General features: G+C 70.1%; 15 protein-coding genes and 3 tRNA genes. 7 read left to right on the forward strand and 11 right to left on the reverse strand.

Annotated features, from left to right (window positions below; all coding sequences use genetic code 11):
* Positions 1-33 precede the first annotated feature (33 nt).
* Both ACWPQI_RS14850 and ACWPQI_RS14855 read right to left on the reverse strand, forming a co-directional pair.
* Complete coding sequence (locus tag ACWPQI_RS14850) at positions 34-1,155, reverse strand: cystathionine gamma-lyase (protein WP_026137647.1); 1,122 nt, start codon at positions 1,153-1,155, stop codon at positions 34-36.
* A gap of 4 nt (positions 1,156-1,159) precedes the next feature.
* A complete protein-coding gene (locus ACWPQI_RS14855; RefSeq protein ID WP_010594222.1) occupies positions 1,160-2,158 on the reverse strand; it encodes an NAD(P)H-dependent glycerol-3-phosphate dehydrogenase in 999 nt (332 codons plus the stop codon).
* 116 nt (positions 2,159-2,274) lie between these two features.
* On the opposite strand from ACWPQI_RS14855, the gene cofC reads away from it, so the two are divergent.
* From cofC to ACWPQI_RS14870, 3 genes are read left to right on the forward strand one after another with little or no spacing between them, the layout of a single operon-like run.
* Positions 2,275-3,000, forward strand: a complete 726-nt coding sequence (gene cofC / locus ACWPQI_RS14860) for a 2-phospho-L-lactate guanylyltransferase (RefSeq protein ID WP_099527997.1) — start codon at positions 2,275-2,277, stop codon at positions 2,998-3,000.
* A 50-nt stretch (positions 3,001-3,050) separates the two neighbouring features.
* A complete protein-coding gene (locus ACWPQI_RS14865; protein ID WP_017680309.1) occupies positions 3,051-5,267 on the forward strand; it encodes an RNA degradosome polyphosphate kinase in 2,217 nt (738 codons plus the stop codon).
* Between the two features lie 8 nt (positions 5,268-5,275).
* Complete coding sequence (locus tag ACWPQI_RS14870) at positions 5,276-6,214, forward strand: NUDIX hydrolase (RefSeq protein ID WP_010594219.1); 939 nt, start codon at positions 5,276-5,278, stop codon at positions 6,212-6,214.
* Between the two features lie 132 nt (positions 6,215-6,346).
* Here ACWPQI_RS14870 and ACWPQI_RS14875 read toward each other — a convergent pair whose 3' ends face one another.
* The 3 genes from ACWPQI_RS14875 to leuC all read right to left on the reverse strand — a co-directional run bounded on the left by ACWPQI_RS14875 (position 6,347) and on the right by leuC (position 9,295).
* Positions 6,347-7,084, reverse strand: coding sequence for an HU family DNA-binding protein (locus tag ACWPQI_RS14875; protein ID WP_048770802.1), 738 nt, complete (start codon positions 7,082-7,084; stop codon positions 6,347-6,349).
* 169 nt (positions 7,085-7,253) lie between these two features.
* Positions 7,254-7,850, reverse strand: a complete 597-nt coding sequence (gene leuD / locus ACWPQI_RS14880; protein WP_017680306.1) for a 3-isopropylmalate dehydratase small subunit — start codon at positions 7,848-7,850, stop codon at positions 7,254-7,256.
* Between the two features lie 26 nt (positions 7,851-7,876).
* Positions 7,877-9,295: a 3-isopropylmalate dehydratase large subunit gene (gene leuC, locus ACWPQI_RS14885; protein ID WP_010596556.1), complete on the reverse strand. Its 1,419-nt coding sequence runs from the start codon at positions 9,293-9,295 to the stop codon at positions 7,877-7,879.
* Positions 9,296-9,424: 129 nt separating this feature from the next.
* On the opposite strand from leuC, the gene ACWPQI_RS14890 reads away from it, so the two are divergent.
* From ACWPQI_RS14890 to ACWPQI_RS14900, 3 genes are read left to right on the forward strand one after another with little or no spacing between them, the layout of a single operon-like run.
* Entirely contained in the window at positions 9,425-10,126 is a 702-nt protein-coding gene (locus ACWPQI_RS14890) for an IclR family transcriptional regulator (RefSeq protein WP_010596557.1), read from the forward strand.
* A gap of 41 nt (positions 10,127-10,167) precedes the next feature.
* Entirely contained in the window at positions 10,168-10,710 is a 543-nt protein-coding gene (locus ACWPQI_RS14895) for a pyridoxamine 5'-phosphate oxidase family protein (protein ID WP_010596558.1), read from the forward strand.
* 46 nt (positions 10,711-10,756) lie between these two features.
* Positions 10,757-10,924, forward strand: a complete 168-nt coding sequence (locus ACWPQI_RS14900) for a DUF5302 domain-containing protein (protein ID WP_010596559.1) — start codon at positions 10,757-10,759, stop codon at positions 10,922-10,924.
* 56 nt (positions 10,925-10,980) lie between these two features.
* Here the strand turns inward: ACWPQI_RS14900 and ACWPQI_RS14905 are convergent.
* From ACWPQI_RS14905 to ACWPQI_RS14925, 5 genes are all read right to left on the reverse strand, one after another.
* Positions 10,981-11,056: transfer RNA gene (locus tag ACWPQI_RS14905), tRNA-Glu, on the reverse strand.
* A gap of 59 nt (positions 11,057-11,115) precedes the next feature.
* Positions 11,116-11,191 (reverse strand) — tRNA-Glu (locus ACWPQI_RS14910).
* A 92-nt stretch (positions 11,192-11,283) separates the two neighbouring features.
* A tRNA-Gln gene (locus ACWPQI_RS14915) sits at positions 11,284-11,355 on the reverse strand.
* Between the two features lie 162 nt (positions 11,356-11,517).
* A complete protein-coding gene (gltX, locus tag ACWPQI_RS14920) occupies positions 11,518-12,990 on the reverse strand; it encodes a glutamate--tRNA ligase (protein ID WP_010596560.1) in 1,473 nt (490 codons plus the stop codon).
* Positions 12,991-13,058: 68 nt separating this feature from the next.
* Positions 13,059-13,835 (reverse strand): fumarylacetoacetate hydrolase family protein, encoded by a 777-nt coding sequence (locus ACWPQI_RS14925; RefSeq protein ID WP_017680301.1) that lies wholly within the window; start codon positions 13,833-13,835, stop codon positions 13,059-13,061.
* A 114-nt stretch (positions 13,836-13,949) separates the two neighbouring features.
* On the opposite strand from ACWPQI_RS14925, the gene ACWPQI_RS14930 reads away from it, so the two are divergent.
* Positions 13,950-15,122 carry an MFS transporter gene (locus ACWPQI_RS14930; protein ID WP_064066645.1) on the forward strand — a complete coding sequence of 391 codons (1,173 nt, stop codon included), beginning with the start codon at positions 13,950-13,952 and terminating at the stop codon, positions 15,120-15,122.
* 45 nt (positions 15,123-15,167) lie between these two features.
* On the opposite strand, the gene ACWPQI_RS14935 is transcribed toward ACWPQI_RS14930, so the two are convergent.
* A complete protein-coding gene (locus ACWPQI_RS14935) occupies positions 15,168-16,178 on the reverse strand; it encodes a 3-isopropylmalate dehydrogenase (protein ID WP_010596565.1) in 1,011 nt (336 codons plus the stop codon).
* Between the last annotated feature and the right edge of the window lie 18 nt (positions 16,179-16,196).

Raw genomic sequence — 16,196 nt, forward strand, 5'->3', positions numbered from 1 at the left:
GTGCCGCCCGCCCGGCCGGTATCCGAGTCCTGCTCAGCGCCGGGCGAGCGCACGGTCGAGATCGTCGAGCAGGTCGGCGGTGTCCTCGATCCCGCAGGACAACCGCACGAAGCCGGGCGGTACGGGATCACCCCAGCGGGCACGCCGGTCCGCGGTGGTGTGGATGCCCCCGAAACTGGTCGCGGCGGTGACGAGCTCGCTCACCGCGACGAACCGGTGGAACTGCTGCTCGTCGTCGAGCCGGAACGTCACCAGCGGCCCGAACCGGCGCATCTGCGCCGCGGCGACGGGGTGCGCGGGATCGTCGTCCAGACCGGGGTATCGGACGCCACCGACCGCGGGATGCTCACGCAGCATCGTGGCCACGGCGAGCGCGTTGGCGCACTGCCGGTCGAAGCGCAACCCGGCGGTGCCCAGGCTTCGGTGTGCCAGCCACGTCTCGAACGGACCGAGGACGGTGCCGGAGAGCAGGCGCTCGCGGTCGAGGGGTGGCACGAGTGCGCCGTCGGCCACGGCGAGGTACCCCATCAGCAGATCGCTGTGCCCGCTGAGCGATTTCGTGCCGCTGGCGACGACGACGTCCGCGCCCAGCGCGAGTGGCTGCTGCCCCAGCGGGGTGGCGGTGGTGTTGTCCACCACGAGCAGGGCGCCTGCGGTCCGGCACAGTGCCGCGGTGGCGCGCAGGTCGACGACGTCCAGTCCCGGGTTGGACGGGGTCTCGGCGAGCACGAGCGCGCCCGCACCAGCACCGGCGAGGACCGCGCGTAGACCTCCGTCGCCGAACTGGGCGCAGGTGAGTTCGTGAACCGTGATGCCGAGGGGTTCGAGGCATTCGCGCGCGTAGGCCCGCACCTGGTAGTACCCGTCGGCGGGGACGACGACGGTGCCGCCGCCCCGGCTCAGCGACCGCAGCGCGACGGTGACCGCCGACATTCCGGATCCGACGACCCGGGCTGCCGCCGCGCCCTCGAGCGCGGCCAGCGCGGATTCGAGGGCCCGCCAGCCCGGATGGGAGGCGCGGGCGTAGGTGTCGGTTTCGGTGCCCTCCGCCCCGAGCTGGTAGGGGGCCGCGAGAACCGGGCCGGGTTGCAGCGGCTCCCCCGGCACATGTTCGGCGGCAACAGCTTTCACGCAACGCGTCGAGTCCCCCGGCACGCCCTCACTCCGGCTTGACTCGACGGCCGAGGAGCAGTCCGATCGCCTCGGGCACCGACATGCCCTCGTAGCAGACGCGGTGCACGGCGTCGGTGAGCGGCATCTCCACGTCGTAACTGGCCGCCAGCGCCCGGACGGAGGTGCACGACTTGACCCCCTCGGCCACCTGGCCGTGGGTGGCCTCCTGCGCACTCTCGAGTGTCCCTCCCCGTCCCAGCCGCTCGCCGAACGACCGGTTGCGCGACAGGGGCGAGGTGCACGTGGCCACGAGGTCGCCCACGCCGGCGAGTCCGGCCAGCGTGGCCGGCTTGGCGCCGAGGGCAGTTCCCAGCCGCGTGATCTCGGCCAGGCCGCGAGTGATGATGGAGGCGACGGTGTTGTCACCGAGTCCGACCCCGGCCGCCATGCCGCACGCGAGGGCGATGACGTTCTTGCACGCGCCACCGATCTCGCAGCCGATCACGTCCGTATTCGTATACGGCCTGAAATAACCAGTGGCACATGCTCTTTGAATCTCGAGAGCGCGAGTGGAGTCGGAGCATGCGATCACCGTGGCGGCGGGCTGCCGATCGGCGATCTCACGGGCGAGATTCGGTCCGGACAGCACCGCGATGCGGTCGTGCTCGGCGCCGGTCACCTGAGCGATCACCTGGCTCATCCGCATGAGGGTGCCGCTCTCGATGCCCTTCGCCAGGCTCAACAGGGTCGCGTCGGGACCGATGTCGTCGCGCCACGCCCCGAGATTCGCGCGCAACGTCTGCGACGGCACCGCGAGGACGAGGAAGTCCACTCCGTCGAGAGCGACGCGATGATCCGCGGTGGCGCGCACCGTGGCGGGCAGTTCGACGCCGGGCAGGTAGTCCGGGTTCTCGTGCCGGGTGGCGATGGCCTCGGCCACCTCCGCACGCCGCGCCCAGATCGTCACGTCCGTTCCGGCCTCCGCCAGCACCTTGGCGAAGGCCGTCCCCCACGACCCCGCTCCCAACACCGCAGCCTTGCTCACGCAGTCCCCTTACTCGTGTCCGATCCCGTCCGCAGACCAGCGCCGCGGCTGCTCCAGTATCGCCCACCGCCCGCGCCCGCGACCGCCGTCGCCGCCGACTGGCAGAATCGACGACCATGACCACCGCGCACGTGCTGATTCCCGTCAAGGCCCTCGGCCTGGCGAAGTCGCGGCTCGCGCACGTCCTCGACCCCGGCGACCGAGCCGCCCTGGTGCTCGCGATGCTCGCCGACACCCTGCACGCGGCGCTGGCGGTCGAGGGGCTCGCCGTCACCGTCATCACCACCGACGCCGACGTCGCCGCGCTCGCCCTCGGCGCGGGCGCGCACACACTCGCCGATCCCCCGGCGGCTTGCACGGCCGGCGCATCCGTCGATCCCGCCCCCGTCGATCCCGCCTCCGTCGATCCCGCCTCCGTCGATCCACTGAACGCAGCGCTCGCCGCCGCCGCCCACCGGGTGCGCTGCCGCGAGCCGGGCGTGGATCTGATCGCGCTGCACGCGGACCTGCCGGCGCTGCGGCCCGCCGAGTTGTCCGCGGCGCTGTCCGCGGCACGCGAGGCCGGCCGGGCGGTCGTCGTGGACCACACCGGCACCGGCACCTCGGCGCTGCTGCACTGCACGCCCGGACCCCTCGTCCCGCTGTTCGGTCCCGATTCGGCGCACCGTCACGTGCGGGCGGGCGCCCGCCCCCTACCCGGGGACTGGCCCGGGCTGCGGCTCGACGTCGACACCGTCGCCGACCTCGAGGCCGCGACGGTGCAGGGCGTCGGGCCCGCGACGGCGTCGGCGCTCGGACGGATCGGATGGCCGATGCCTGTTCGTCATCCCGACTTCGGGTGACGGACGCCGACGGATTGTCCGCCGTTCCGAAACTGAGGGATGATCGACGTGTGAAACACGGCGATTCCACGGACCAGCGCATCGACACCGACCCTCCCGGGTTCGCCGGGGCATCCGGCGACGGAGGAGGCGGCCTCGACGGTGCGACCGCTACCCGTTCGGCCTCGGCGCCGAGCGCCCCGCCCGCCGCCACGACGCTGCAGGCCGTCGCCGACGGTCTGCCCCCGGACCGCTACCTCAACCGCGAACTGAGCTGGCTCGACTTCAACGCGCGGGTGCTCGCGCTGGCCGAGGACACGTCGCTGCCGCTGCTCGAACGCGCCAAGTTCCTCGCCATCTTCGCTTCGAATCTCGACGAGTTCTACATGGTGCGCGTCGCCGGCCTCAAGCGTCGCGCCGAGACCGGCTTGTCGGTCCGCTCCGCCGACGGGCTGTCGCCACGAGCGCAACTCGCGCTCATCGCGCGCAGCACCCAGGAGATCGCGCGCCGCCACGCCCTCGTCTTCCTCGACTCGGTCCTGCCCGCTCTGACTGCCGAAGGCATTTCGATCATCCGGTGGGACGATCTGGCGGACGACGAGAAGCAGCGCCTGACCGCTCACTTCGCCGAGCAGGTGTTCCCGGTTCTGACCCCGCTCGCGGTCGATCCGGCGCACCCGTTCCCGTACATCAGCGGGCTGAGCCTCAACCTCGCTGTCACCGTGAAGGATCGCCAGTCCGCCGGCGAGCACTTCGCTCGGGTCAAGGTGCCCGACAACGTCGATCGCTTCGTGCGGGTCCGGCGGGACGGCTCACCGGACGAGATCGACGCATTCCTTCCGCTCGAAGAACTCATCGCGGCACACCTCGACGTGCTGTTCCCGGGGATGGAGATCGTCGAGCACCACGCCTTCCGGGTCACCCGCAACGCCGACTTCGAGGTCGAGGAGGACCGCGACGAGGACCTCCTGCAGGCACTCGAGCGGGAACTCGCCCGTCGCCGTTTCGGTTCCCCGGTGCGCCTCGAGGTCGCCGACGACATGACCGAGCACATGCTCGAACTGTTGCTGCGCGAGTTGGACGTCGATCCCGCCGACGTGGTGCAGCTGCCGGGACTGCTGGACCTGTCGAGTCTGTGGCAGGTGCACGACGTCGACCGGCCCGATCTGAAGGACCGGCCGTTCGTGCCGGCCACCCACCCCGCTTTCGGCGAGCGCGAGACCCCCAAGAGCGTGTTCTCGACGCTGCGCGAGGGCGACGTGCTGGTGCACCACCCCTACGATTCCTTCTCCACCAGCGTGCAGCGGTTCATCGAGCAGGCCGCAGCCGACAGCCAGGTGCTCGCCATCAAGCAGACCCTCTACCGCACCTCGGGCGACTCCCCCATCGTCAACGCGTTGATCGCCGCGGCGGAGGCCGGCAAGCAGGTGGTGGCGCTGGTGGAGATCAAGGCACGCTTCGACGAACAGGCGAACATCAAGTGGGCCCGCAAGCTGGAGCAGGCCGGCGTGCACGTGGTGTACGGCCTGGTGGGTCTCAAGACCCACTGCAAGACGTGCCTCGTGGTCCGCCGCGAGGGCTCGCTCATCCGCCGCTACTGCCACATCGGCACCGGCAACTACAACCCGAAGACTGCGCGTCTGTACGAGGATGTCGGTCTGCTCACCGCGGCACCGGAGATCGGCGCGGACCTGACCGACCTGTTCAACACTCTCACCGGGTACTCGCGGAAGGCGAAGTACCGCAACCTGCTCGTCGCCCCGCACGGCGTGCGGTCGGGCATCATCGAACGGATCGACACCGAGATCGAGCACCACCAGGCCGGACGCGACGCCGGGATCCGCCTGAAGGCCAATGCGCTCGTCGACGAACAGGTCATCGACGCGCTGTACCGTGCCTCCCGCGCCGGGGTACCGGTCGAGATCGTCGTGCGCGGCATCTGCGCGCTCAAGCCCGGAGTGCCGGGGCTCAGTGAGAACATCACGGTGCGGTCCATTCTCGGAAGATTCCTGGAGCATTCGCGCGTCCTGCATTTCCGGGCGGCCGACGAGATCTGGATCGGCAGCGCAGACATGATGCATCGCAACCTCGACCGCCGGGTGGAGGTGATGGCCCAGGTGAAGGATCCCCGGCTGGCTGCGCAACTCGACTCGATCTTCGAGTCGGCGCTCGATCCGGCGACCCGGTGCTGGACGTTGCGGGCCGACGGCACCTGGCTCGCGTCGCCGGCACCGGGAACCGCCGCCCGCGACCACCAAGAAGAGCTCATGCGCAGCCGCAGCTCCTGATCGGAAGGATGTCGGTGTCCCCCGTTTCCGACAACGCAATGCGAGCCAACATCTTCGCCGCCGGGGCCGTCCTGTGGCGAAGGAACCCGACCGCCCGGAACCGTATCGAGATCGCCGTCGTGCACCGGCCGCGCTACGACGACTGGTCCTTCCCCAAGGGCAAGCTCGATCCCGGCGAGACTCCCGTCGTCGCCGCCGTACGCGAGATCGAGGAGGAGACCGGGATTTCCGCGCGCCTCGGCCGGTCTCTCGGCAAGGTCACCTACCCGGTTCCGGGTCACCGGAAGCTCAAGCGAGTGGACTACTGGGCCGCCGCGGCATGCAGCGGCCGGTTCGTCCCGAACGACGAGGTCGACGAACTGCGCTGGCTCGCACCCGACGACGCCTACGCGGCCCTGTCGTACCCGATGGACCATACGGTGCTGCGGCGCTTCCAGGCCCTGCCGCCGGACACGGCGACGGTGCTGATCGTGCGGCACGCGAAGGCCGGCAGCCGCAAGAACCACCGCGGCGACGATCGGGACCGGCCCCTCGACGCGGCGGGCCGCGCCCAGGCCCAGGCCCTCGTGCCTCAACTGCTCGCGTTCGGCGCCGACAGCGTGGTCGCCGCGGACCGGGCGCGCTGTGTGCAGACGGTGCAACCGCTCGCGGACCGGCTCGGGGTCGAGGTCGCCGTCGAGCCCTCCCTGACGGAGGAGGAATACGGCGCCGATCCGCAACTCGGACGCAAGCGGGCACTCGAGCTCGCCCAGCGCGGTGGCGTGCCGGTGATCTGCAGCCAGGGCAAGGTGATTCCGGACCTCGTGCGATGGTGGGCCGAGCACGACGGGGTGGTCGCGCCGAACACGCGTAACCGGAAGGGCAGCACCTGGGTCCTGTCGCTGGCCGGCGACCGGCTCGTCGCAGTGGACCACATCGACAGCCCACTGCCCCCCGGCGCCGCCTGAACGCACGTCGGCGGCCATCGGGGGAGATCTCCCCCGATGGCCGCCGAACGGACGGGACCCGGGCGGTAGCGCCGCTCTCGGCGGCGCCCCTTCTCGGCGACGGTCTTCCGGACCCGCGCCGTGCCGGAACTGCTACTTCTTGGCGGCGGCCTTGCGGGCCGGTGCCTTCTTGGCCGCCGTGGTCTTCTTCGCCGCGGTGGTCTTCTTGGCCGCGGTGGTCTTCTTGGCCGCGGTGGTCTTGGCCGGAGCCTTGGCCGCCGTGGTCTTCTTGGCCGCGGTGGTCTTCTTGGCCGCGGTGGTCTTGGCCGGAGCCTTGGCCGCCGTGGTCTTCTTGGCCGCGGTGGTCTTCTTGGCCGCGGTGGTCTTGGCCGGAGCCTTGGCCGCCGTGGTCTTCTTGGCCGCGGTGGTCTTCTTCGCCGCGGTGGTCTTGGCCGGAGCCTTGGCCGCCGTGGTCTTCTTCGCCGGAGCGGCCTTGGCGGCGGTCTTCTTCGCCGCCGCGGTCTTCTTGGCGGCGGTCTTCTTCGCCGCCGCGGTCTTCTTGGCCGCCGCAGCCGCGCCGCGCTTGACGGCCGGACCAGTCGCGGGGAGCTTCTGCGAACCGGCGATGACCGCCTTGAACTGAGCGCCGGGGCGGAACGCCGGCACCGACGTCGGCTTGACCTTCACGGTCTCACCCGTACGCGGGTTGCGCGCGACCCGGGCTGCGCGGCGGCGCTGCTCGAAGACACCGAATCCGGTGATGGTGACGCTCTTGCCCGAGTGCACTGCACGCACGATCGCGTCGACCATGTGCTCCACGGCCGCCGTTGCTGTGCGCCTGTCCGAACCGAGTTTCTCGGTCAGAACATCGATCAGCTCTGCCTTGTTCATTGCATTCCTCCGCACATTACGGTCCACCGTCAGACCGACTCGAGTCCACGGTAGACCCGCAAACGGGCAAGAGTCTATGTGCCACGCCAATTCTCATGCAAATTGCCGGCGGGCCGGATCCGGACGTGCAGTCGGATCCGGCCCGCCGAGGCTCGATTCGAGGACTCGATCAGGGCGCCGGAAGGGTTCGTGGTTTCCAAGAAGGCCTTGCGTTTTCGTACTCGGAAATCGCCTCTACCTGGCGCAACGTGAGTCCGATGTCGTCGAGACCCTCCAACAGCCGCCACCGGGTGTAGTCGTCAATGCTGAACGGCACCACGGTGGTTCCGGCGGTCACGGTACGAGCGCCGAGATCGACCTCGAGCTCCAGCCCCGGCTGCTGTTCGATGAGCTTCCAGAGCAATTCGACGTCCGGTTGTTCGACCTGCGCGGCCAGCAATCCGGCCTTGCCGGCGTTGCCCCGGAAGATGTCGGCGAAGCGGGACGAGATGACGACGCGGAAACCGTAGTCGGACAGCGCCCACACGGCGTGCTCGCGCGAGGACCCGGTGCCGAAGTCCGGGCCGGCCACCAGGACGCTGCCCCGGTCGAACGGCGGGGTGTTCAGCACGAAGGACGGATCCGTGCGCCACGCGGCGAACAGCCCGTCCTCGAATCCGGTTCGAGTGACTCGCTTCAGGTACACCGCAGGGATGATCTGATCGGTGTCGACGTTCGACCGGCGCAGCGGGACGCCGATTCCCTTGTGAGTGGTGAAGGCTTCCATCGAAAATTCTCCTTCGGTTCCGTGACCTAGTCCAGATCCGCCGGAGCGGAGAGAGTGCCGCGCACCGCAGTCGCCGCCGCGACCTGAGGCGAGACGAGGTGGGTGCGTCCGCCCTTGCCTTGGCGGCCTTCGAAGTTCCGGTTCGAGGTCGAAGCGCAGCGCTCACCCGGTGCCAACTGGTCCGGATTCATGCCCAGGCACATCGAGCAGCCGGCCTGACGCCATTCCGCCCCTGCGGCCGTGAATATCTCACCGAGACCTTCGGCTTCGGCTTGGGCACGAACGCGCATCGATCCGGGCACGACGAGCATGCGGACACCGTCGGCGACCGTGCGGCCCTGCAGGACGTCGGCGACGGCCCGCAGATCCTCGATCCGGCCGTTGGTGCACGACCCGACGAAGACGGTGTCGACGGGCACCTCCCGCAGCGGCGTCCCGGGTTCGAGTCCCATGTACCGCAGTGCCTTCTCGGCCGCGAGGCGCTCGCTCTCGTCCGCCATCGCCGCCGGATCGGGCACCGACGCACCGAGGGGCGCGCCCTGCCCCGGGTTGGTGCCCCACGTGACGAAGGGCGTCAGAGCCGACCCGTCGATGCGGACCTCGGCGTCGAAAACCGCATCCTCGTCGGTCTTCAACTGCTCCCACGCCGCCACCGCGGCGTCCCAGTCCGCGCCCTGCGGGGCGTGCGGGCGGCCCTTCAGGAACTCGTAGGTGATCTCGTCCGGTGCGATCATCCCGGCCCGGGCGCCCGCCTCGATGGACATGTTGCAGATGGTCATCCGCGCTTCCATCGACAGCTTCCGGATGGCCTCGCCGCGGTACTCGAGCACGTAGCCCTGGCCGCCGCCGGTGCCGATCTCGGCGATGACGGCGAGGATCAGGTCCTTGCTCGAGACGCCGGGGGGCAGTTCGCCGTCGACGGTGATCGCCATCGTCTTGAACGGGCGCAGCGAAAGCGTCTGGGTCGCCAGCACATGCTCGACCTCGCTGGTGCCGATACCCATCGCCAGGGCACCGAAGGCGCCGTGGGTGGAGGTATGACTGTCGCCGCACACCACCGTCGTGCCCGGCTGCGTCAGTCCGAGCTGTGGTCCGACGACGTGGACGATGCCCTGCTCCACGTCCCCCATCGGATGCAGCCGGATGCCGAACTCCTCACAGTTGCGGCGCAACGTCTCGACCTGGGTGCGCGAGACGGGGTCGGCGATGGGCTTGTCGATGTCGACCGTGGGCACGTTGTGGTCCTCGGTCGCGATGGTCAGGTCCGGGCGCCGCACGGGCCGATTCGCCAGCCGCAGTCCGTCGAACGCCTGCGGGCTCGTGACCTCGTGCACGAGATGCAGATCGATGTAGATCAGGTCCGGCTGCCGTGCCGCCCCCTCTCCCGTACCGCGCACGACCACGTGCTGGTCCCACACCTTCTCCGCCAGAGTCTTTCCAGCCATCTTCTCCACCTGTCGTACGTGACGAACGCGGTTCCCGTTCTCGGGCTGTCCCGGGCCGCGAATACTGTCGTCCCCGCCGGTTTCCGCGTGGGCTATGCTTCCCATTATGCGAGACGGAGGTATCGACCTATGAGACAGCATAGCGGGATCGGAGTGCTGGACAAAGCCATGGCGGTCCTCCACGCGGTGGCTCGGCAACCGTGCAACCTCACCGAACTGTGCGCTCGCACCGGACTACCCCGCGCCACTGCCCACCGCCTCGCGGTCGGGCTCGAAGTGCACCGGCTGCTCGCGCGCGACGGCGACGGCCAGTGGCGACCGGGCCCCGGCCTGGCCGAACTGTCCGCGGGCGCGGGTGACCCGCTCGTCGATGCGGCCTCGCTCGTTCTCCCGCGGCTGCGCGAGATCACCGGGGAGAGCGTGCAGTTGTACCGGCGGGAGGGCACGCACCGGGTATGCGTCGCCGCACTCGAACCACCGACAGGTCTGCGCGACACCGTCCTCGTGGGTGCGAGACTGCCGATGACTGCCGGGTCCGGCGCGCGGGTCCTGCTCGCCTGGGCCGACGCCGCGACGCAGCGGGCGATCCTGCCGGAGGCCGCATTCGGCGAGCGGGTGCTCGCCGAGGTGCGTCGCCGGGGCTGGGCGCAGAGCGTCGCCGAACGCGAACCCGGCGTCGCCTCGGTGGCCGCACCGGTGCGCGATGCCTCCGGTTCGGTCGTCGCCGCCATCTCCGTCTCGGGACCCGTCGACCGGATGGGCCGCCGGCCCGGAGCGCGGTGGGCCGCGGACCTGCTCGCGGCCGCCGACGCCCTGCACAAGCGGCTCTAGAAGGCTGTCGCATCCGCCGGCTCCTGTGCCACAGTGCACGGATGGGAACCCACCAGCGCGCACAGATCACGATGTCCGACGCCGAGATCGGCGACTTCCTCGGCCGCAGCCGCGTCGCGACGATGGCCACCGTCGGCCCCGGCGGCCTCCCCCACCTCGTCGCGATGTGGTACGCCGTGCTCGACGGCGAGATGTGGTTCGAGACGAAGCTGAAGTCGCAGAAGGCGGTCAATCTGCGGCGCGACAACCGGATCAGCGCGCTCGTCGAGGACGGCCACACGTACGACACGCTGCGCGGAGTCTCCCTGGAGGGGCATGCCGAGGTGGTCGAGGACCGGGACGTGCTGTTCCGCGTGTGCCGGAGCGTGTGGGAGCGCTACACGGGCCCGTACACCGAGGACGTGCGTCCCGCGATCGAGCAGATGATGCACAAGCGTGTCGCGGTGCGCGTCGTCGCGGAACGAACCCGGTCCTGGGATCACCGCAAGCTGGGACTGGCGGCCATGCCGATCGGCGGCAGCACCGCGCCGTACCTGTTCGAATCGCTGGAAAACCGGGCGACAGACGCAGGGCTGCCGGGTTAGATTCCCGATGGCCCGGCCGAGTACCGGGTGGGGAAGGGAGACAGCGATGCACGAGCCGAACGAGGAGCGGATCGCGGAGCAGTTCCGCGCAGCCCTCGAACGCAAGAATCAGCACGCCCGCCGCGGCACGGACCATCTCGACGGGAGGGCCAAGGCGCAGGCGCCGCACGGCAGCGCCGACCACCGCCGCAATTTCCGGCGCAAGAGTGGTTGACGAGCGCAGAACGACGAAGGTCCCTGCCGATCCGTGGATCGGCAGGGACCTTCGTTTGGTAGCCCCGACGGGATTTGAACCCGCGCTACCGCCTTGAGAGGGCGGCGTCCTAGGCCGCTAGACGACGGGGCCAGGAACTTTCACTGCTCGGAGAAGAACACCCTTCGAACTCGCGATCGAAGGGCCTTCCGTGGTAGCCCCGACGGGATTTGAACCCGCGCTACCGCCTTGAGAGGGCGGCGTCCTAGGCCGCTAGACGACGGGGCCAGGAACTTCTTCTCCGGTACTCCCCCACCTTGCGGCGGAGGCTCAGCCAGCTTAACCGGCCGAGGCTCGGTGACAAAATCACCGGGCAGACGCTGGGGTACCAGGACTCGAACCTAGAATGGCTGAACCAGAATCAGCTGTGTTGCCAATTACACCATACCCCAATGGCTTGTTCCGGAGACCCGCCTCGCGGCGGTGCGGCCTCCGTTCCGAACCGAGAAGAAGGTTAGCACCATCGGTGCCCCCAATTACAAATCGCCTGGTCAGGCCGGGTAAATCCGGCCCGGCCCGGCCACGGGCGATCCCGCCGCCGGGCCCGGACCGGCTCAGGCGATGCGGGCGCGGGCGGCACGCAGACGCGCCAGCGAGACGTCCCGGCCGAGCAGTTCCATGGACTCGTACAGCGGCGGACTGATGTGCGAGCCCGTGAGGGCCACGCGCACCGGCGCGAAGGCCTTGCGAGGCTTGAGGCCGAGCTCGTCGATCAGCGCGGCCTTGAGGGCCTCCTCGAGGGACGCCGCCTTCCACTCGGCCACGCCACCGGCCGCAGCGATCGTCGCATCGAGCACGGGCGCGGCGTCGGGACCGAGGTTCTTGGCTGCGGCCGCCTCGTCGAGGACGAAGTCGGCCTCGTCGACGTAGAGGAACTTCAGCAGGTCCCACGCGTCCGACAGCACCACGATGCGGGTCTGGACCAGCTCGGCCGCCTCCGCGAACCGGGCGTCGTCGACGTCCGCGGTGATACGGCCGTGCTCCACGAGGAACGACTTCAGCCGTGCCGTGAAGTCGCCCGGCTCGAGCAGGCGGATGTGCTCGGCGTTGATGGCGTCGGCCTTCTTCTGGTCGAACCGCGCCGGATTCGAGTTCACCTTGGCGATGTCGAACGCGGCCACCATCTCGTCGAGCGAGAAGACGTCACGGTCGTCGGCCAGCCCCCAGCCGAGGAGCGCGAGGTAGTTGAGCAAGCCCTCGGCGATGAAGCCGCGGTCGCGGTGGATGAACAGATTGGACTCGGGGTCGCGCTTGGAGAGCTTCTTGTTGCCCTGACCCATCACGAACGGCAGGTGACCGAACTCGGGCGTGAAATCGGTCACGCCGATGCGCTGCAGCGCCTCGTAGAGGGCGAGCTGGCGCGGCGTCGACGAGAGCAGGTCTTCGCCCCGCAGCACGTGGGTGATCCGCATGAGGGCATCGTCCACGGGGTTGACCAGGGTGTAGAGCGGGATGCCGTTGCCGCGGGTCAGTGCGAAATCGGGCACGGTGCCGGCCTTGAACGTGGTCTCACCGCGGACCAGATCGTTCCAGGTCAGGTCGTGATCGGGCATGCGCAGGCGCACGACGGGCTTGCGCCCCTCCTCGCGGTACGCCTGCCGCTGCTCGGCGGTCAGATCGCGGTCGTAGTTGTCGTAGCCGAGCTTCGGGTCGCGGCCGGCAGCGCGGTGGCGCGCCTCGACCTCTTCCGGCGTGGAGAACGACTCGTACGCCTCGCCCGCGTCGAGCAGCCGGGCGACGACGTCGAGGTGCAGGTCTCGCCGCTGCGACTGCCGGTACGGCTCGTACGGGCCGCCCACCTCGGGGCCCTCGTCCCAGTCGAGCCCGAGCCACCGGAGCGCGTCGAGGATGGCCCGGTACGACTCCTCGGTGTCGCGGGCGGCGTCGGTGTCCTCGATGCGGAACACGAAGGTGCCGCCGTGGTGACGGGCGAAAGCCCAGTTGAACAGGGCGGTGCGCACGAGGCCCACGTGCGGGGTTCCGGTCGGGGACGGACAGAAACGAACGCGTACTTCGCTGTTGGTCATGGCTCACTCGGGTCGAGGGATCGAAAAGACCCCTCCAGGCTAGTCCCGGCCGATCGCGAAGCCGCGGCCTACCTGCGCTTGGCGGTCACCGGGTTGGTCAGCGTGCCGATGCCCTCGACGGTGATCGAGACGGTGTCGCCGTCGACGAGCGGTCCGACGCCCTCCGGGGTGCCGGTGAGGATCACATCGCCCGGCAACAGGGTCATCACCGCCGAGACCCACTCGATCAGCTTCGGAATGTCGTGCACCATCAACGACGTTCGGCTCCGCTGACGCGTCTGTCCGTCGACCTGCGCGGTGATCTCGAGATCCGTGGGATCGATGTTCGTCTCGATCCAGGGCCCGAGGGGGCAGAACGTGTCGTGCCCCTTGGCCCGCGTCCACTGTCCGTCCTGCTGCTGATGGTCACGCGCCGAGACGTCGTTGGCCACCGTGTAGCCGAGGACGACGTCGAGCGCCTTCGCGGCCGGAACGTCCTTGCAGGGGCGGCCGATGACGACGGCGAGTTCGGCCTCGTGGTGGACGAGGTTGCTGCTCGGCGGGAGCACGATCGGCGCCCCCGGGCCGACGATGGAGGTGTTCGGCTTGAGGAAGATCACCGGCTCGTCGGGGACCTCGTTGCCGGACTCGGCCGCGTGGGCAGCGTAGTTGCGGCCGACGCAGACCACCTTGCTCGCCAGGATCGGCGCCAGGAGCCTGACGTCGGCGAGCGGCCAGCTGCGGCCGGTGAAGGTCGGGGTGCCGAAAGGATGTTCGGCGATCTCCTTCGCGATCGCGGCGTCCCCCTCCCCCTCGATGCTGACGAAGGCGACACCGTCCGGGCTGGCAATTCGACCTAGGCGCATGCCGGGGAGTCTATCCGTGCCGCCGCCCGCAGCCCTGCGGACCACGTCGCCCAGGTATAGGCTCCCACACAGAAGTTCACTCTACGGGATTCTTGTTTCAGATAGTGAGATGACATGACGGTTCGGGACATCGGCGCGCGGCGCTGGGTCATCCTGGCGCTCGGCGTGTTCGCGCAGGCGGCTCAGGCAGTCCTCGTCAACGGCGCCGCCTTCCTCATCCCCACGCTGCACGAGGACTGGGGCCTCACGCTTGCACAGGCCGGAACACTTTCCGCCGCACCGTTATTCGGAGTCGTCTTCAGTCTCGTCGCATGGGGTGCCCTGGCCGATCGGTACGGCGAGCGGCGGGTCCTGGCCGTCGGACTCGCACTGGCCGCGGCGGCCGCGGCCGCGGCCGCCGCCAGCGGGACAGCGCCGATGCTCGCGCTCATGCTGGCCCTCGGCGGCGCCGCCGCGGCGAGCGCCAACGCCGCGAGCGGCCGCGTCGTCGTCGGCTGGTTCCCACCGCATCAGCGCGGTCTCGCCATGGGGATCCGGCAGATGTCGCTGCCGCTCGGCGTCGCCGTCGCCGCACTGACCATTCCTCCGCTCGCGCGCGACCACGGAATCGGCTCGGCCCTGGCCTTCGCCGCCGCGGTGTGTGCCGTCGCCGCGGTAGCGTGCGCGATCGGCATCGTCGATCCACCGCGGCCGGAACGCGCCCGGGCCGCCGAACTCGGCCTGCTCGACAACCCCTACCGCGCCGGGCGGTCGCTGCAACGGATCCACGCGGCGTCGGTCCTGCTGGTGGTGCCGCAGTACGTGGTGTGGACCTATGCGCTGGTGTGGCTGATCTCCGAGCGCGGCTGGACCGAGTCCGCCGCGGGCCTGGTCATCACCGCCGCGCAGTTCCTCGGTGCGCTGGGTCGCGTCGCCGCCGGCGGGTGGTCCGACCGGGTCGGCAGCCGCTTGCGGCCGCTGCGGCTCGTGGCGCTCTCGGTGGTGCTGTCCATGGCCGCGCTCGCGGCCGCCGCGCTCACCGACTCGGCCGTCGCCGTCGCGCTCCTGATCGTGGCCTCGGTGACGACGGTGGCCCCGAACGGCCTGGCCTTCACCGCGGTCGCCGAGATCGCGGGACCGTTCTGGGGTGGCCGCGCGCTGGGCATCCAGAACACCGGCCAGTTCGTCGCCGCGGCGTGCGTGGGTCCCGCGTTCGGCGGGCTCATCGCACTGGCCGGCTTTCCCGCGGCGTTCGCGCTCGCCGCGCTGATCCCGGCCGCCGCGGTGCCCCTGGTCCCCCGCAAATGAGCCGGTGCGGCCTCCCGGACGCCGGGAGGCCGCACCGGGACGGGGTCAGAGGGCGGCCGCGATGCGGTCGCCGACCTCCGTGGTCACGATCGGACCCGCGCCGCGGGCGGCGAGGTCCGCCTCGACCGCACGCTCGACCCGGGCCGCCTCGTCCGGCCGGCCGAGGTGGCGTAGCAGCAGGGCGACCGACAGGATCGCCGCGGTCGGGTCGGCGATACCCTTGCCCGCGATGTCCGGGGCGCTGCCGTGGACCGGCTCGAACATCGACGGGTTGGTGCCGGAGGCATCGATGTTGCCGCTGGCTGCCAGGCCGATGCCCCCGGTGACCGCACCGGCGAGATCGGTGACGATGTCGCCGAACAGGTTGTCGGTCACGATCACGTCGAACCGGCCCGGGTCGTCGACCATGTAGATGGTGGCGGCGTCGATGTGGCAGTAGGCCGTCTCGACGTCCGGGTACTGCGCGCCCACCGTCTCGACCGCACGCGTCCAGATGGCACCGGCGTTGGAGAGCACGTTGGTCTTGTGGATCAGGGTGAGGTGCTTGCGGCGGCTCTGCGCGAGCTCGAAGGCGTACCGCACGACGCGTTCGGCTCCGAACCAGGTGTTGATCGAGACCTCGGTGGCGATCTCGTGGGGGGTTCCGACGCGGATGGCACCGCCGTTGCCGGTGTAGGGGCCCTCGGTGCCCTCCCGCACCACGACGAAGTCGATCTCCGGCTGGGCCGCGAGCGGGGACCTCGCCCCGGGGTACAACCGCGACGGCCGCAGATTGACATGGTGATCGAGCGCGAACCGCATGTTCAGCAGCAGACCCCGCTCGAGCACGCCCGGGGTGACGGAGGGGTCGCCGATCGCGCCGAGCAGGATCGCATCGTGCGCGCGGATCGCCGCCAGGTCGGCGTCCGGGAGCAGTTCCCCGGTGGCGTTGTACCGCCGGGCGCCGAGGTCGTACTCGGTGGTCTCGAGGTCGGGGACGAGCGTCCCGAGCACCTTGAGGGCCTCTGCCGTGACCTCGACACCGATGCCGTCACCGGGAATGACCGCTAGCTTCATGGACACACTCTCTTCCTC

It is taken from the genome of Rhodococcus sp. LMD, from assembly GCF_056108245.1.

What these genes read in the sequence shown, in the direction of transcription:
- cofC (WP_099527997.1), top strand. Translation starts at nt 2,275, where the DNA reads ATGACCACCGCGCACGTGCTGATTCCCGTCAAGGCCCTCGGCCTGGCG.
- ACWPQI_RS14870 (WP_010594219.1), top strand. Translation starts at nt 5,276, where the DNA reads ATGTCGGTGTCCCCCGTTTCCGACAACGCAATGCGAGCCAACATCTTC.
- ACWPQI_RS14875 (WP_048770802.1), bottom strand. Translation starts at nt 7,084, where the DNA reads ATGAACAAGGCAGAGCTGATCGATGTTCTGACCGAGAAACTCGGTTCG.
- leuD (WP_017680306.1), bottom strand. Translation starts at nt 7,850, where the DNA reads ATGGAAGCCTTCACCACTCACAAGGGAATCGGCGTCCCGCTGCGCCGG.
- leuC (WP_010596556.1), bottom strand. Translation starts at nt 9,295, where the DNA reads ATGGCTGGAAAGACTCTGGCGGAGAAGGTGTGGGACCAGCACGTGGTC.
- ACWPQI_RS14890 (WP_010596557.1), top strand. Translation starts at nt 9,425, where the DNA reads ATGAGACAGCATAGCGGGATCGGAGTGCTGGACAAAGCCATGGCGGTC.
- ACWPQI_RS14895 (WP_010596558.1), top strand. Translation starts at nt 10,168, where the DNA reads ATGGGAACCCACCAGCGCGCACAGATCACGATGTCCGACGCCGAGATC.
- ACWPQI_RS14900 (WP_010596559.1), top strand. Translation starts at nt 10,757, where the DNA reads ATGCACGAGCCGAACGAGGAGCGGATCGCGGAGCAGTTCCGCGCAGCC.
- gltX (WP_010596560.1), bottom strand. Translation starts at nt 12,990, where the DNA reads ATGACCAACAGCGAAGTACGCGTTCGTTTCTGTCCGTCCCCGACCGGA.
- ACWPQI_RS14925 (WP_017680301.1), bottom strand. Translation starts at nt 13,835, where the DNA reads ATGCGCCTAGGTCGAATTGCCAGCCCGGACGGTGTCGCCTTCGTCAGC.
- ACWPQI_RS14930 (WP_064066645.1), top strand. Translation starts at nt 13,950, where the DNA reads ATGACGGTTCGGGACATCGGCGCGCGGCGCTGGGTCATCCTGGCGCTC.
- ACWPQI_RS14935 (WP_010596565.1), bottom strand. Translation starts at nt 16,178, where the DNA reads ATGAAGCTAGCGGTCATTCCCGGTGACGGCATCGGTGTCGAGGTCACG.